General features: G+C 66.7%; 17 protein-coding genes. 11 read left to right on the forward strand and 6 right to left on the reverse strand.

Going from position 1 to position 15,881, the window contains the following annotated elements:
- Positions 1-293 precede the first annotated feature (293 nt).
- Together WA317_RS16115 and WA317_RS16120 are read left to right on the forward strand one after the other, a co-directional pair.
- The gene (locus tag WA317_RS16115) at positions 294-866 is read left to right on the forward strand and encodes a cysteine dioxygenase (RefSeq protein ID WP_425173983.1); all 573 of its coding nucleotides are present in this window, start codon (positions 294-296) and stop codon (positions 864-866) included.
- Complete coding sequence (locus tag WA317_RS16120) at positions 863-1,270, forward strand: rhodanese-like domain-containing protein (RefSeq protein WP_425173984.1); 408 nt, start codon at positions 863-865, stop codon at positions 1,268-1,270. The genes WA317_RS16115 and WA317_RS16120 overlap by 4 nt, the downstream gene beginning before the upstream one ends.
- On the opposite strand, the gene WA317_RS16125 is transcribed toward WA317_RS16120, so the two are convergent.
- Both WA317_RS16125 and WA317_RS16130 read right to left on the reverse strand, forming a co-directional pair.
- Positions 1,257-2,030, reverse strand: coding sequence for an enoyl-CoA hydratase (locus WA317_RS16125; protein ID WP_425173985.1), 774 nt, complete (start codon positions 2,028-2,030; stop codon positions 1,257-1,259). The two genes, WA317_RS16120 and WA317_RS16125, sit on opposite strands and share 14 nt — an antisense overlap.
- A 47-nt stretch (positions 2,031-2,077) precedes the next feature.
- A complete protein-coding gene (locus tag WA317_RS16130; protein WP_425173986.1) occupies positions 2,078-3,139 on the reverse strand; it encodes an enoyl-CoA hydratase/isomerase family protein in 1,062 nt (353 codons plus the stop codon).
- Between the two features lie 216 nt (positions 3,140-3,355).
- On the opposite strand from WA317_RS16130, the gene WA317_RS16135 reads away from it, so the two are divergent.
- Complete coding sequence (locus WA317_RS16135) at positions 3,356-4,207, forward strand: Bax inhibitor-1/YccA family protein (protein ID WP_425173987.1); 852 nt, start codon at positions 3,356-3,358, stop codon at positions 4,205-4,207.
- A 67-nt stretch (positions 4,208-4,274) separates the two neighbouring features.
- On the opposite strand, the gene WA317_RS16140 is transcribed toward WA317_RS16135, so the two are convergent.
- The gene (locus WA317_RS16140) at positions 4,275-5,492 is read right to left on the reverse strand and encodes an acetyl-CoA C-acetyltransferase (protein ID WP_425173988.1); all 1,218 of its coding nucleotides are present in this window, start codon (positions 5,490-5,492) and stop codon (positions 4,275-4,277) included.
- Between the two features lie 69 nt (positions 5,493-5,561).
- Positions 5,562-6,533, reverse strand: a complete 972-nt coding sequence (locus tag WA317_RS16145) for an SGNH/GDSL hydrolase family protein (RefSeq protein ID WP_425173989.1) — start codon at positions 6,531-6,533, stop codon at positions 5,562-5,564.
- 240 nt (positions 6,534-6,773) lie between these two features.
- On the opposite strand from WA317_RS16145, the gene WA317_RS16150 reads away from it, so the two are divergent.
- The 5 genes from WA317_RS16150 to WA317_RS16170 all read left to right on the forward strand — a co-directional run bounded on the left by WA317_RS16150 (position 6,774) and on the right by WA317_RS16170 (position 11,784).
- Entirely contained in the window at positions 6,774-7,832 is a 1,059-nt protein-coding gene (locus WA317_RS16150) for an alpha/beta hydrolase (protein WP_425173990.1), read from the forward strand.
- Positions 7,833-7,887: 55 nt separating this feature from the next.
- Positions 7,888-9,282: a cystathionine beta-synthase gene (locus WA317_RS16155; protein ID WP_425173991.1), complete on the forward strand. Its 1,395-nt coding sequence runs from the start codon at positions 7,888-7,890 to the stop codon at positions 9,280-9,282.
- A gap of 36 nt (positions 9,283-9,318) precedes the next feature.
- Positions 9,319-9,762, forward strand: coding sequence for a DUF2752 domain-containing protein (locus WA317_RS16160; RefSeq protein ID WP_425173992.1), 444 nt, complete (start codon positions 9,319-9,321; stop codon positions 9,760-9,762).
- Between the two features lie 13 nt (positions 9,763-9,775).
- Entirely contained in the window at positions 9,776-10,477 is a 702-nt protein-coding gene (locus WA317_RS16165) for an RDD family protein (RefSeq protein WP_425173993.1), read from the forward strand.
- 104 nt (positions 10,478-10,581) lie between these two features.
- Positions 10,582-11,784, forward strand: coding sequence for a cystathionine gamma-synthase (locus tag WA317_RS16170; protein WP_425173994.1), 1,203 nt, complete (start codon positions 10,582-10,584; stop codon positions 11,782-11,784).
- On the opposite strand, the gene WA317_RS16175 is transcribed toward WA317_RS16170, so the two are convergent.
- Together WA317_RS16175 and greA are read right to left on the reverse strand one after the other, a co-directional pair.
- A complete protein-coding gene (locus tag WA317_RS16175; protein ID WP_425173995.1) occupies positions 11,764-12,426 on the reverse strand; it encodes a GOLPH3/VPS74 family protein in 663 nt (220 codons plus the stop codon). The genes WA317_RS16170 and WA317_RS16175 overlap by 21 nt on opposite strands.
- A gap of 35 nt (positions 12,427-12,461) precedes the next feature.
- Entirely contained in the window at positions 12,462-12,956 is a 495-nt protein-coding gene (greA, locus tag WA317_RS16180) for a transcription elongation factor GreA (protein WP_425173996.1), read from the reverse strand.
- Between the two features lie 371 nt (positions 12,957-13,327).
- Between greA and mca the strand changes: the two genes are divergently transcribed.
- From mca to WA317_RS16195, 3 genes are all read left to right on the forward strand, one after another.
- On the forward strand, positions 13,328-14,197 hold the full coding sequence (gene mca / locus WA317_RS16185) for a mycothiol conjugate amidase Mca (protein WP_425173997.1): 870 nt from the start codon (positions 13,328-13,330) through the stop codon (positions 14,195-14,197).
- Positions 14,197-14,502, forward strand: a complete 306-nt coding sequence (locus WA317_RS16190) for a hypothetical protein (RefSeq protein WP_425173998.1) — start codon at positions 14,197-14,199, stop codon at positions 14,500-14,502. Before mca ends, WA317_RS16190 begins: the two co-directional genes overlap by 1 nt.
- A gap of 72 nt (positions 14,503-14,574) precedes the next feature.
- Positions 14,575-15,881 (forward strand): thioredoxin domain-containing protein (locus WA317_RS16195; RefSeq protein ID WP_425173999.1); only part of this gene is annotated, 1,307 nt, incomplete at its 3' end.

The following is a 15,881-nucleotide window of genomic DNA, read 5'->3' on the forward strand; positions in this document are numbered from 1 at the left end:
CCGGTGGCGTTGGCGCGCGACGGCCCGGTCGGCGGCGCCGGTGTGCTGCCGGACGTTCCTGCCGACGACGTCGCAGCCGTGCCGCCTTGGTGGTTCGGCGAGCAACCTACGGTTGCTGTCGAGCCGACGGCGACCATCACCACACTGAACAGACCCACGATTTGCTTTCCGCGCACGGGTGCCAATCTATGCAACACTTCATGCCGTGATGGAGGAAATCCGGTCGGGGGAGTGTTGTCGCGCCTGACGCGCAGCCGTTTGAAGATCCGTCCATCCATCCTGGAGTACTGACCATGGTCCTGTTCGCCCCTGACGCCATACCAGCCCATGCGACATCCCGGACGCCGCGCTCGTCGGCCATCCCGTTCGTTGCCGGCCCGACCCGGCTGAGGTTGCCCGACCTGCTGCATGCGACCGATCAGGCCGCCGACGAGGTGCTCACCGGACGCTACGACCACCTGCTGCCGCGAGGCGGAGTCCGCGCGGCCGACCGCTGGTTCACCCGGATCCACGGTGACGAGGAGATCGACATCTGGCTGATCAGCTGGGTGCCCGAACGTTCCACCGAACTGCATGACCACGGTGGGTCATTGGGAGCACTGACGCTGCTGTCCGGTTCGCTCAACGAATTCCGTTGGGACGGTGCGCGATTGCGGCGTCGACAGCTCAACGCCGGCGACCAGGCGGGGTTTCCGTTGGGTTGGGTCCACGATGTGGTCTGGGCACCGACCGGCGGGCCGGCCGTCCCGACCGTGAGCGTGCACGCATACTCGCCGCCGTTGACGGCGATGTCTTACTACGACGTCACCGCACGCGCCACGCTCCGTCGTCGGCGCACCGAACTGACCGACGGTTTCGCCCCGTGACGAGCCGCATTGACAGGGTGCTCGAGACGGCACGCGCGGGGCTGCGCCGTCTTCCGGCCGAGCAGGTGCCGGACGCAGTGCAAGGCGGTGCAGTACTCGTCGACATCCGGCCCGCAGCTCAGCGCGCCCGCGAGGGTGACGTCGCGGCGGCCTTGGTGATCGAACGCAACGTGCTCGAATGGCGTTGCGACCCGACCAGCGACGCACGGTTGCCGCAAGCTGTCGACGACGACGTCGAGTGGGTGATCCTGTGTTCGGAGGGCTACACGTCCAGCCTGGCGGCGGCGGCGCTGGCAGACCTCGGCCTGCATCGGGCCACCGACGTGATCGGTGGCTACCAGGCTCTGGCTGCCGCCGGGGTTCTTGGCCGACTCGGCAGGCAGCCCAGTATCAGCGGTGGGTGAAGTTCGCGGGCCGTTTCTCGACGAAAGCGGCCATGCCCTCAGACTGGTCATCGGTGGCGAAGCACGAGTGGAACAGCCGACGTTCATGAAGCAGTCCCTCGGCCAGGGTCGATTCGAACGCGCGGTTGACGGCTTCCTTGGCCATCCGCGCCGCTGACAGCGACATCCCAGCGATGGTGGCGGCGGCTTTCTTCGCTTCGGTGAGCAGATCGTCGGCGGCTACCACCCTGGACACCAGGCCGCTGCGTTCGGCTTCGGCGGCGTCGATGCTGCGCCCGGTCAGGATCAGGTCCATCGCCTTGGCTTTGCCGATGGCCCGGGTCAGTCGCTGCGAACCGCCCATGCCGGGCATCACCCCGAGTTTGATCTCGGGCTGCCCGAACTTCGCCGTGTCGGCGGCGATCAGCAGGTCACACATCATCGCAAGCTCGCAGCCGCCGCCCAGTGCGTGCCCGGCCACCGCGGCGATCGTCGGGGTGCGAATGGCGGCCAGTTTGGACCAGGCGGCGAAGTAGTCGGAGCTGAACACGTCGGCGAACGTCAGGCTCGACATCTCCTTGATGTCAGCACCTGCGGCGAACGCCTTGGCCGAACCGGTGATGACAATGGCACCGATACCCGGGTCGTCGTCGAGTGCCCCGGCGGCGGTCGTGACCTCGGTCATCATCTGACTGTTCAGCGCATTGAGGGCTTCCGGGCGGTTCAGGGTGATAGTCCCGACGCGTCCGTCACGGTCGACCAGAATGGTTTCGAAAGTCATATGCGCCGCTCCTCCTCATCGCTTCGCTCTGCATCGTCGCCGGCGCGTCATGTGCGCCGCTCCTCGAAAACCAGGTCGGGTTCTGCCGGTGCGAAATACGCTTCGACGTCGTCCACGGTGACCTCGGGCAGCGACCGCGGGGACCACTGCGGGTCGCGGTCCTTGTCGACCAGCTGGGCCCGGATGCCCTCCACCAGATCGTGTGAACGCAGCGAGCCGCACGACACCCGGTACTCCTGCTTCAGCACGTCTTCCAGCGTGTCCAGCTTCGCGGCGCGGCGCACCGACTCCAACGTCACCGACAACGAGATGGGTGAGCGGCTCGCGATCAGATTGGCGGCGTCGTTGGCCGGCCCGGCGCCGTGGCCGCGCAGCGCCGCGACGATCTCGGCAACAGTATCGTTGCGATAGCAGTCGTCAATCCAATCACGTTGCGCCGCAAGATCACTCGCTGGTGGATTAACGGTGTGGTCGGCCAGTGACTGCTCGACGCCGGCGCTGACGACGGCGCGATTGAACGCCTCGAGTTTGTCGTGCGGCACAAAGTGGTCGGCGAATCCCAACGCGATGGCGTCGGCACCGGAGAACGGTGCCCCTGTCAGCGCCGCGTGCACGCCCAGCGATCCAGGCGCCCGCGACAGCAGGTAGGTACCGCCCACGTCGGGGATGAAGCCGATGCCCACCTCGGGCATCGCCATCTTCGTCGTGTCGGTCACCACCCGGACGTTCGCGTGCGCGCCCACGCCGACGCCGCCACCCATGACGATGCCGTCCATCAGCGATACGTAGGGCTTCGGGAACCGGCCGATTTGCGCGTTCAGCAGATACTCGTCGTGCCAGAACTGTCGCGCTGCCGCGCCGTCGGCGCGGGCGCTGTGATAGATCGCCACCACGTCGCCGCCGGCGCACAGGCCGCGTTCACCGGCGCCGTCGAGCACCACTGCGCGCACGCCGTCGTCGTGTGCCCAATCGGTGAGGATCGCACTGAGCGCGGTCACCATCGTCTGGTTCAGCGAATTGATCGCCTTGGGCCGGTTGAGCGTCACGAAGCCGACGCCACCATCGACGCGGGTCAGGATCTCCTCGTCCTCGAAGGGTTCGCCCGTCACGCCCGCCGTCTCCCCCCGTCGATGGCCCACTCCCGCCATCACGACCTGAGCAGCAATCTAGATCGTTATCCGCGCGGCGGCGTCCCCGGGTAAGGTTTAGCCGACGAGCGGCCCGGAAATTGCTTTTAAGCGGAAGCTGAAGCGGGAACCGAGCCGCGCATTTGATCGTTGACCAGTTGTTACAGCTCGAAGTGACACACAAGAGAGGATCCGACGGTGCGGGAGACTAGCAACCCGGTATTTCGTTCGCTGCCCAAGCAGCGGGGCGGATACGCGCAGTTCGGCCCTGGCCTTGCCGGCGCCGCGACCCAGCAGCCATATCAGACCGACCCCTACGCTCCCTACCAGGACCGGCGGTCCGGTGTTACGCGTCCACTGACCATCGACGATGTCGTCACCAAGACGGGCATCACGCTCGCGGTGCTGACCGCATCCGCGGTCGTCGCCTACTTCTTGGTGCGCGGCAATGAGGCATTGGCCGCGCCGCTGAGCTTGATCGGCGGGTTGGCCGGTTTTGCGGTGGTGATGATCGCCACCTTCACCCGTAAGCAGGACAGCCCGGCGCTGGTGTTGACCTACGCCGTCCTCGAGGGACTGTTCCTCGGTGCCGTCTCGTTCGTGCTGGCCAACTTCACGGTGTCGTCCGCCAATGCCGGATCGCTGATCGGCCAGGCCATCCTGGGCACGTTCGGGGTGTTCTTCGGCATGCTGGTCGTCTACAAAACCGGCGCCATCCGGGTCACCCCCAAGTTCACCCGGATGGTCGTCGCCGGAATCTTCGGTGTGCTGGCGCTGATGCTCGGCAACTTCGTGTTGGCGATGTTCGGTGTCGGCCACGGCGAGGGCCTGGGATTGCGCAGCGGCGGCACTCTGGCGATCATCTTCTCGCTGGTCTGCATCTGCCTCGCGGCGTTCAGTTTCTTGATCGACTTCGACGCCGCCGACCAGATGATCCGCGCCGGAGCGCCGGAGCGGGCCGCATGGGGTATCGCCCTGGCCCTGACCGTCACCCTGGTGTGGCTTTACATCGAAATCCTGCGCCTGCTCAGCTACCTGCAGAGCGACTGACCTCAACCGCGAAAAAGCCGGCACGTGCGCGTGCCGGCTTTTTCATGTCTGCGGCAGAGGCAGAGGCCTAATTCAGGCGCTCGATCACCATCGCCATGCCCTGGCCGCCGCCCACGCACATCGTTTCCAGGCCAAAGGTCTTGTCATGGGTGATCAGGTTGTTCAGCAGCGTTGTGGTGATTCGGGCGCCGGTCATACCGAAAGGATGGCCCAGGGCGATCGCTCCACCCGACACGTTCAGCTTGTCTTCGTCGATGCCCAACTCCCGGGCCGAGCCGAGCACCTGCACCGCGAAAGCCTCGTTGATCTCGAACAGGTCGATGTCGTTGACTGACATGCCGGCTCTGGCGAGCGCCTTCTTCGTCGCCTCGATCGGTCCCAGCCCCATGATCTCCGGGGACAGGCCCGACACGCCGGTGGCCACGATCCGGGCCAGCGGCGTCAGGCCGAGCTCCTTGGCCTTGGTGTCGCTGGTGATGACCACCGCGGCGGCGCCGTCGTTCAGTGGACAGGCATTGCCGGCAGTCACAGTGCCGTTAGGGCGGAAGACCGGCTTGAGCTGGCTGACCTTCTCGTAGGTTGTACCTGGTCGCGGGCCGTCGTCGACGCTGACCGTGCTGCCGTCGGGCAATGTGACCGGCTCGATCTCGCGTTCGAAGAACCCGCTCTTGATGGCTTCTTCGGCGCGGTTCTGGCTGCGCACACCCCAGTGGTCCTGGTCTTCCCGGCTGATGCCGGTGAGCAACGCGACGTTCTCCGCCGTCTGACCCATGGCGATGTAGATGTCGGGCAACGTCCCGTCGGACCGGGGGTCGTGCCATTCGTCGGCGCCGGTGGCCGTGTTGTCCGAGCGTTCCTGAGCCTCGGCGAATTTCGGGTTCTTGGTGTCCGGCCAGGAGTCGGACGTGCCCTGACCGAAGCGGGACACTGTCTCCACGCCGGCGGAGATGAACGCGTCGCCTTCACCGGCCTTGATCGCGTGAAAGGCCATCCGCGTCGTCTGCAGCGACGACGAGCAGTACCGGTTGACGGTCGTGCCCGGCAGGAAGTCGTAGCCGAGCTCGACGGCGACCACCCGGGCGATGTTGAAGCCGGACTCGCCGCCCGGTTGACCGCAGCCCAAGATCAGGTCGTCGATCTGATGGGGATTGAGGTCGGGCACCTTGTCCAAGGCGGCACGCACGATCTGAACCGCCAGATCATCGGGCCTGATGGGGGCCAGCGATCCTTTGATCGCGCGGCCGATCGGTGAGCGGACTGTTGAGACGATGACGGCTTCCGGCACTGCTGGCTCCTTTCCGGCGCCCGTCATCCCGGACATGACATGACCGGGTGACCGGGCTTTGATTCGAATCTAGCCGCTGGTCGGCATGACGACGGGGGCAGGCACCCCTGTCGTAGGTCGCCGCCACAGCCGCGACATGATGCTGAGCCGCAGCCGGCCAGGCCGCGGCTCCGCCGCGATCGACCGTGCGGGCTGGTTGAGCGCCTCGGCGGCGTCGCTTTCGCCCAGCACACTGCACAACGCCGGCAGCATCTGGCCCGCGACCAAGGCGTAGCCGGTAGCCGACGGATGGAATTGATCGTCGGACAGCAACCGCTCCGGTGCCTGCCGGAGCTGCGGCGCCATTAAATCCGCCAGCGGCACCGGGATACCGCCGGCGGCTCTGACGGCGACGGCCTGGGCCCGCGCAAGACGCAGCCCCCGGGTGCGGGTCAGCCAGCGCAACGGCTGCGGGATTGCGGTGACGATCCCGAAATCGGGGCAGGTGGCGACGACCACCACGGCGCCGCTGTCGCGCAGCCGCCGAACGGCCCGACCGAGCCGGGACGCCGACGGGCCGATGCCGTTGAGCGCGGTGATGTCGTTGGCGCCGATCATGATGACCGCCGCATCGGGGGGTGGCCCGGCCACGAACATCGCGTCGACTTGTCCGGACAGCCCCTTCGAGGTGGCGCCCACAATCGCTTTAGTACTCAACCGGATTCGCTTACCGGTACGATCGGCCAGCCCGCGCGCGATGAGCACGCCGGGAGTTTCGTCACTGCTGTGGCAGCCGTAGCCCGTCGCCGTCGAGTCGCCGAAAGCCATCAGGTGCACGTCCACGGGCACTCCACGCTGCCAGCGCTCCACCGGCCCACCACCCGCGTCGTACACACCGTCGGCGCGGGGCGGAACGGCCCACGTCTTGGGTATGACGCTGCGCGCCTGCTGCGCTTGGCCGATCAGCAAGTTGCGGGCGCCGACATAGGCCGTGCCGGTCGACGCGAGCGCTCCCGCTGCGGCCAGCGCGATCGTCGATCGACGCGGCGCGCGTATGCCCACGCCCGACAGTTTAAGTCCCCGCTCGACGGTATTCCGGTGGCCGCCCGCCGACGCGATCACAGACCGGAGCAGAAGTCGTAACGATTGAGACTCTTTGAATCTTGAAAATTAACCAAGTGTCAAGCTAAGTTTGCGAGGTTGGCTGAGAGGCGCAACGGGTATACAGTCCACCACTGGAGTGCAGAACGGTCGCTCCGCTACCTCGTCTACATGACTACAACGACGTAGGAAGTGTTGACCATGACCGCCACAGTTGAGTCGCTGAACTCACCCCAAAATGTCGACCATTCCATCCGCGCCTATCGAGCCGCCAAGCGACGGTTCCCGGTCAGCGACGGTGTCCCCGTCGAGGTCTGGGAGTCCGGTCCCAGCGCGCCGGCCCGGTTCGCCTGGGCGGTCACCCGGCTCACAATCCGACCGGCTCTGGCCGTCGGCAGCCAAGTTCCGCGATTTCCCTGGCCGTACGGCCTTATCGACTTCGCTTCGCGGTTCCTGCTGCCCACCCCGGGCACGATCCGTGCGACGATCCGTCTGCCACACGCCACCGCACAGCTGGTGCGTGCCCCCGGGGTGCTGCCGGCCGACGGTCGCCGGCGGGTGGTGCTCTACCTGCACGGCGGTGCGTTCCTGACCTGCGGCGTCAACTCGCACAGCCGGGTGGTCAACGCGCTGTCGCGGTACGCCGATTCACCGGTCCTGGTCGTCAACTACCGGCTCGTTCCCAAGCACTCGGTCGGGATGGCCCTCGACGATTGTCATGACGCCTATCGGTGGCTGCGATCCCGGGGTTACGACCCAGAGCAGATCGTGTTGGCCGGTGACTCTGCGGGCGGCTACCTGGCGCTGGCGCTGGCCCAGCGTCTGCAGCGAGAGCACGACGAACCGGCCGCGCTGGTCGCGATGTCGCCGTTGCTGGAGCTGGCCAAAGAGCCCAAGCAGGCGCATCCCAACATTCATGCCGACGCGATGTTCCCGCCCAAGGCGTTCGACGCGCTGATCGCGCTGGTTGCCAGCGCCGCCGCCAAGCGCATCGTCGACGGTAAGCCCGAAGAGCTCTACGAGCCGCTCGACCACATCGAAGCGGGCCTGCCGCAGACACTCATCCACGTGTCAGGGTCCGAGGTGCTGCTGCACGACGCCCAGTTGGCCGCGCGACGGCTCGCGGAGGTCGGGGTGCCGGCCGAAGTGCGGATCTGGCCCGGCCAGGTTCACGACTTCCAAATCGCCACCCCGTTGATTCCGGAGGCGAAGCGCTCACTGCGGCAGATAGGGGAGTACATCCGCGAAGCCACCGGCTGACCGGTTCGGGCGGAGTGCCTGCGTGGGACGGCAAATCGCCTGAGACGATGAGTGCATGCGGATCGCACGGCACATCAGTGAACTCATCGGTAACACTCCACTGGTTCAGCTGACTTCCGTCGTCCCCGCCGGGGGCGCCACGGTGGCGGCCAAGGTCGAATACCTCAATCCGGGGTCGAGCTGCAAAGACCGGATCGCGGTCAAGATGATCGATGCCGCCGAAGCCAGCGGCCAACTGAAACCGGGCGGCACGATCGTCGAACCCACCTCCGGAAATACCGGTGTGGCGCTCGCGATGGTCGCCCAGCACCGCGGCTACCAGTGCGTTTTCGTCTGCCCCGACAAGGTCAGCGAGGACAAGCAAAATGTGCTGCGCGCCTACGGCGCCGACGTCGTGGTGTGCCCGACCGCCGTCCCGCCGGATCACCCGGACAGCTACTACAGCGTCTCTGACCGACTGGTCGGTGAGATCGAAGGCGCCTGGAAGCCCGACCAGTACTCCAACCCGCAAGGCCCGGCGAGCCACTACGAGACCACCGGTCCCGAGATCTGGGCGGACACCGACGGCAAGGTCACGCATTTCGTGTCGGGCATCGGCACCGGCGGCACCATCACCGGGACTGGTCGCTACCTCAAGGACGTCTCCGGCGGTTCAGTGCGCGTCGTCGGCGTCGACCCCGAAGGCTCGGTGTACTCCGGGGGCACCGGACGGCCATACCTTGTGGAGGGCGTCGGCGAGGATTTCTGGCCGGCCGCCTACGACCCGGGCGTGCCCGACGAGATCATCGCGGTCTCAGACTCCGATTCGTTCAACATGACCAGAAGGCTGGCCCGCGAGGAAGCCATGCTGGTCGGCGGGTCGTGCGGGATGGCGGTGGTCGGCGCGCTGAAGGTGGCCGAGACGGCCGGGCCGGACGCGTTGATCGTGGTGCTGCTGCCCGATGGCGGCCGCGGCTACATGTCGAAGATCTTCAACGACGCGTGGCTGTCGTCGTATGGGTTCCTGCGCACCCGGCTCGACGGGTCGGTCGAGCAGCCCACGGTCGGGGACGTGCTGCGCCGGAAGTCCGGCGCGCTGCCTGATCTGGTGCACACTCATCCCTCCGAGACGGTGCGCGACGCGATCGGCATCCTCCGCGAGTACGGGGTGTCCCAAATGCCGGTGGTGGGCGCCGAGCCGCCGGTGATGGCCGGCGAAGTGGCCGGCAGTGTGTCTGAACGCGAACTGCTGTCGGCTGTTTTCGAGGGCCGTGCCAAACTGGTCGACGCCGTCGGCTTGCACATGAGCCCGCCGCTGCCATTGATCGGATCGGGTGAGTTGGTGAGCGCGGCCGCGAAGGCGTTGCGGGAGTGGGACGCTTTGATGGTGGTCGAGCAGGGTAAGCCGATAGGTGTCATTACCCGACACGACCTACTGGGTTTTCTCTCCGATGGAGCGCCGCGACGGTAGCCGGCACGGCTCAGGGCAAATTAGGTCATGCAATCAATGCGCACAGCTTCTGCAAGCGGACAGCCAGTCCGGTCAACTCGGCAGCGTCTCGGCGCGCCGGCTCTGGTGGCCGCCGCGGCGCTGACGGTCTGTGCGGTTGTATGGGTCTGCGATCCGACCACGCCCGGTGGTCTGCTCCCGGTGTGCCCGACTAAATCGCTTTTCGGCCTGGACTGTCCTGGCTGTGGCACCTTGCGGATGCTCTACGCGGTGTTGCACGGCGATCTGCCGGCGGCGGTGAGATTCAACGCCTTGGCCTTGACGGCGCTGCTGTCGGCGGTCCCCGTATATGCCTTCTGGGCCTATGGACGGGTGCGGGGCCGGCGACTTCTGCGGTGGTCCGACTTTCGCTGGACGGCGCCGGTGGCGATCGTCGTGATATCAGCGTGGTTCGTGGTGCGCAACCTGCCGTTCGGCCCGTTCACCGCGTTGCGGGTGTGAGACAGTTCCAGCGATGACCGACCAACCACCGACCGGCGGCAACCCGCCGCCCCCGCCAGGCGACTATCCGCCGCCGCTACGAGGCAACTACCCACCGCCGCCGCCGGGCAACTACCCACCGCCGCCGCCGGGCAACTACCCACCGCCGCCTCCCGGACAGGGCCGCGCTCTTGGCGGGACCATCGACATTCCCGGCGTCGGGCCGGTTCGGGTGGCCAGCATCTGGCAGCGATGCCTGGCCCGCGTGATCGACTCGTTGATCTACGTTTGCGTCTATTGGCTCGTCGACTTCCTCGATGTTGCCGGCATCACGTCACTGGGTGCCTCGAAGGGGCGCACTGTCACCGACTCCTACGGCAACTCGGTGACCGAACTGTCCGGACCGGCAGTGCTCGGGCTGTCCGTGGCGCTGCTGATCGGGGCGGCGGTCGCGATCGGATTCGGACTGCTCTATGAGTGGCTGATGGTGGGTGAGCTCGGCGCGACCCTCGGCAAACTCGCGCTCGGGATCAAGGTCGTCAACCAGAGCACCGGCGGCCGAATCGGGCTCGGTCAGTCCTTCGTCCGGGCGGTCATTCCGTTCCTCGGCGGGTTGTTCTGCTACATCGGAGCGTTACTCGTCTATTTGTCGCCGCTGTTCGACCGATCGGGTCGGCTTCAGGGTTGGCACGACAGAGCCGCCGGCGATGTGGTGGTCAAAGCGCGTCAGGGATGAGACTCGTGCTGAACGTCACACCAGCCGCATCTCTGCAGGGCAGGAGCTGACAAATTGTGGTCATCCAGAGGCTTGCCTCAAGACCTTCATTAGGCTGAGCATCGATGAGTCAACAGCACAGCGCGGCAGGCGACAGCGGTCAGCACGGCGGACTGTTCACCGGTCTGGCCACTAAGGCCATTCATGCCGGTTACCGCCCCGACCCGTCCACCGGCTCGGTCAACGTTCCGATCTACCCCAGCAGCACCTTCGCCCAAAACGGCGTAGGGCATCTTCGCGGCGGGTTCGAATACGCGCGCTCCGGCAACCCGACGCGGGCCGCCCTGGAAGCACAACTGGCCGCTGTGGAAGCGGGCAGGTTCGGGCGCGCTTTCAGTTCCGGCATGGCGGCCACCGACTGCGCTCTGCGGGCGTTGCTGCGCCCGGGCGACCACGTCGTCATCCCCGACGACGCCTACGGCGGCACCTTCCGGCTGATCGACAAGGTGTTCAGCCTGTGGGGCGTCGAGTACACGCCCGCACCGCTTTCCGATCTCGCCGCGGTCCACGCCGTGCTCACCCCGCAGACGCGGCTGATCTGGGCGGAGACACCGACCAATCCGCTGCTGTCGATCGCCGACATCGCGGCACTGGCCCAGCTAGCCGGCGATAAGTCGGCGAAACTGTTGGTCGACAACACGTTTGCCTCACCTGCCCTGCAACAGCCGTTGACGTTGGGCGCCGACGTCGTGCTGCACTCGACCACCAAGTACATCGGCGGGCACTCCGATGTGGTCGGCGGTGCGCTGGTCACCAACGACGAAGAAATCGACGCCGCGTTCGGCTTCCTGCAGAACGGAGCCGGCGCGGTGCCGGGTCCCTTCGACGCGTACCTGACGATGCGCGGCCTGAAGACTTTGGTGTTGCGGATGCAGCGGCACAGCGAGAACGCGGCCGCGATCGCGGAATTCCTGGCCGGTCACCCGGCGGTCAGCACCGTGCTGTACCCGGGCCTGCCCAGCCACGCCGGCCATGAGGTCGCCGCCAAGCAGATGCAGGGCTTCGGCGGCATGGTGTCAGTGCGGATGCGGGACGGCCGAGGCGCGGCCGAAAAGTTCTGCGCAGCAACCGAAGTCTTCATTTTGGCGGAGTCGCTGGGCGGGGTCGAGTCGCTGATCGAGCATCCGGTCGCGATGACGCACGCCTCGACCGCCGGCTCGCAGCTCGAGGTTCCCGACGACCTGGTGCGGCTGTCGGTGGGCATCGAGGACATCGGCGATCTCCTCGCCGACCTCGAGCAGGCCCTGTCAGCTCAACGCTTCGCGTAACGCCGCGGTCGTCACCGCCAGATTGACCTCGGCGATGTTGGGCTCGGACTCCGAGACCCAACTGCCGCTGGCGATCTCACCCGCGCGGTCACGCACCCAGTCCCAGCCGCGTCTGTCCAGGCTGAAGATGACGTCCAGCCCGTTGACGGCGTGCAGCAACGAAATGATCGTCGCCGTGCCCGGGTCGGGACAGTGCTGGTCGAACAGCGCGGCCGTCAGCGCCGCACGGACTTCAGCCGCCCGGCTGCGGTCCGTCAGCGGCCATGCGCACGGCCGCTTGAATCCTTTGGCTTCCAGGCGAATCTGCTTGATCTGGCCGGTGCGCTCGAGTTCGGAAAACACCGCGAGTGGGGTTTCGCGTCGCAGCTTGGCGATCGCCGCCGCGGGACTGAGCGGGCGTCGCAGCAGCAGCTGCAGCGCAGGCACCAGCACCGGATCATCGACCTCGGGTCCGCGGAGCACCACCAGATGCCCGGCTTCGAACGGCTCATTGTCCACCGCCGGCCGGATCCGGCTGGCATACGCCAAATCCAGCAGCGCGGCAGCGGCGAGAACACGGTCGCGGCGCGATCGGTCCAGCTCCGGCTGCGCGGACGCGTTGTCCAGCAGCAGCAGGAGCAGATCCTCGACCATGCGTGCCATCAGCCGACCGGCCCGGTCCCCCGACCAAGCGCTGTCTAGGAGTGGTAGGGCTCCGCGCTGACCAGCGTCACCTCGACGGTGTTGCCGCTGGGAACGGTGTAGCTGCGGGTCTCACCCTCCTTCGCGTCGATCAACGCGCCACCCAGAGGTGAGTTGGGGGAGTACACCTCCAACTTGCCGTCGTTGACGCCTTCCTGACGGGTCGCGATCAAGAACGTCTCGGTGTCGGACTTGTCGCCGTTGTAGTAAACCTTCACCACCGAGCCGGGCAGTGCGACGCCGGACTGTTTGGGGGCTTCACCCACCTTGGCATTGTTGAGGAGTTCCTGCAGCTGACGAATCCGCGCTTCCTGCTGTCCCTGCTCTTCGCGAGCGGCGTGGTATCCGCCGTTCTCGCGCAGGTCGCCTTCCTCGCGGCGGTCGTTGATCTCTGCGGCGATGACCGGACGATTGGCGATCAGCTGGTCGAGCTCGGCCTTGAGTCGGTCATGTGATTCCTGGGTCAACCAGGTCACCTGAGTATCCGTCATTGCGTCGCGCTCCTCGTCTTGTTCGTTTCCGCGATAATCGCGTGGGGCGTTCGGTTCCCCCGGCAGGCGTACCTGGCCGCCCCGTCTGCCGCTTGTTGCCGCCCTGCGGTCGGTATACCCGCTAATGCAGCAATACACGGTTCCAATAGGAACCGTGCACCGAGCCAGCGTACACCGCCGGACACGCTCAATTGGTGTTTTCGCAGTTCGCCGTTTATGACGCGGTTGCCCGGCAAGGCCGCGCGAAGGTATCGGCGATCACCGGCAGCGGGCACTCATGACATCTCGCTGATCAATTGCGAGGGCGCCAGGATGCGACGATTAGAACTGGAAGACTATGGCCACCCAGCGTGGAGACAGACAGGGAGCACGTGAGCGAGTTGCGCTTGATGGCGGTCCACGCCCATCCGGACGACGAATCCAGCAAGGGCGCGGCGACCCTCGCGCGTTACGCCGATGAGGGCCACCGCGTCCTGGTGGTCACGTTGACCGGCGGCGAACGCGGCGAGATTCTTAACCCCGCCATGGACCTGCCCGAGGTGCATGGTCGCATCGCGGAGATCCGCCGAGACGAAATGGCGAAAGCGGCGGAGATCCTCGGCGTCGAACACGTCTGGCTCGGGTTCGTCGACTCCGGGCTGCCCAAGGGCAAGCCACCGCCACCGCTGCTCGAGGACTGCTTCGCCCTGACGCCGCTTGAGGTGGCCACCGAGGCGCTGGTCCGGGTGGTGCGGGAGTTCAAGCCGCACGTGATGACGACCTACGACGAGAACGGCGGCTATCCGCATCCCGACCACATCCGGTGTCACCAGGTTTCGGTAGCCGCCTACGAGGCGGCCGGCGACTATCGCCGATTCCCGGACGCCGGACCGGCGTGGCCGGTGTCGAAGCTGTACTACAACCACGGCTTCCTGCGTCAGCGCATGCAGTTGCTGCAGGACGAGTTCGCCAAGCACGGCCAGCAGGGGCCGTTTGATAAATGGCTGGCGCACTGGGACCCCGGCCACGACGTCTTCGCCAGCCGGGTGACCACCCGGGTGGAGTGCTCGGCCTACTTCAGCCAACGCGACGACGCGCTGCGCGCGCACGCCACCCAGATCGACCCCGACGGGGATTTCTTCGCCGCCCCGATCGCCTGGCAGCAGCGGCTGTGGCCGACGGAGGAATTCGAGCTGGCTCGCTCCCGGATTGCGGTGACGCTTCCGGAAACCGACTTGTTCACCGGGATCGAGGACGACTAATGCATCGAACCATGCTGGCCGCCGTCGCTGTTCTCGCCGACGACACCCCTCGGCGCACCGGACCCGACTTCGGCAAAGCCAGTCCGCTGGGCCTGCTCGTTGTGGTGCTGCTATTGATCGCGACGTTCTTCCTCGTCCGTTCAATGAACCGGCATCTGAACAAGCTGCCGGAATCCTTCGACCCGCAACACCCCGAGCAGGATCGGGCCGCCGACGAGGGCACCGTCGAACTCGACCAGGGGGCACCACCCGCTTGCGGGGGACCCGCCGACACCAACGGACCGACCCGTGAACCGGACCGCTGACCGGCGACGATGCAGAGCGCACCGCGCGATGAGGAGGAGCCGGGCAATCCTGATAAGCCGCAGGACCTGCCGATGAGTCCCGCGGCCAATACCTTGGGCAGCGCGACCAGCCCTTACCTGCGCCAGCACGCCGATAACCCGGTGCACTGGCAGCAGTGGAGTCCGCGTGCGTTGGCCGAAGCCGCTCACCGCGACGTGCCGGTCCTGCTTTCGGTCGGCTACGCCGCCTGCCACTGGTGCCATGTGATGGCCCACGAATCGTTCGCCGACGACGAGGTTGCCGCCGCGATGAACGCCGGCTTCGTCTGCGTCAAAGTCGACCGCGAAGAACGACCCGACATCGACGCCGTGTACATGAACGCCACCGTCGCCCTCACCGGCCACGGCGGCTGGCCGATGACCTGCTTCCTCACGCCGGACGGCCGGCCGTTCTTCTGCGGCACCTACTACCCGAAATCGACTTTCCTGCATCTGCTGTCGGCTGTCGCCGACACCTGGCGCACTCGCCGGGACGAGGTGGAGCAGGCGTCGCACGAGATCGTCGGCGAGCTGCGCCAGATGGCGTCCGGGCTGCCGGGCGGCGGGCCGCCGATCGAACCGGCGCTGTGCGACCACGCGGTAGCCGCGGTGCTGCAAGACGAGGACACGTTGCGCGGCGGGTTCGGCGGTGCGCCCAAATTTCCGCCGTCCGCGCTGCTCGAAGCGCTGTTGCGGCATCACGAACGGACCGGTTCGGCACAGTCGCTCGACGCGGTGCGGCGCACCGGCACCGCGATGGCCCGGGGCGGCATCTATGACCAGCTGGCCGGCGGATTCGCCCGCTACAGCGTAGACAACGCGTGGGTGGTGCCGCATTTCGAGAAAATGCTCTACGACAACGCGCAGTTGCTGCGCGGCTATGCGCACTGGGCCCGCCGCACGAGTGACCCGTTGGCCCGCCGTATCGCGGCCGAGAGCGCGGATTTCATCGTCGCCGAGCTTGGTGCCGGCGACATGTTCACCTCGTCGTTAGACGCAGATGCCGGCGGCCGTGAAGGTGCGACGTATGTGTGGACGCCCGCGCAGCTGCGCGAGGTGCTCGGCGACGACGACGGGCGCTGGGCCGTTTCCATGTTCGGTGTCACTGAGGCGGGCACGTTCGAAGACGGTGCCTCGGTGCTGCAACTGGCCGCCGATCCCGATGACCCGCACCGCTTCGAACGGGTCCGGACGGTGCTGCTGGCCGCGCGCCTCACCCGGATGCAGCCGGAACGTGACGACAAGGTCGTCACCGCCTGGAACGGTCTGGCCATCACCGGCTTGGCCGAAGCAAGCGTGGCGCTGAGCGACCCGGCGTTGCTGGCGGCCGCCGAACGGTGCGCGGCGGCGCTGTGCGACCT

The organism is Mycobacterium sp., from assembly GCF_049802695.1.
Lineage (GTDB): Bacteria > Actinomycetota > Actinomycetes > Mycobacteriales > Mycobacteriaceae > Mycobacterium.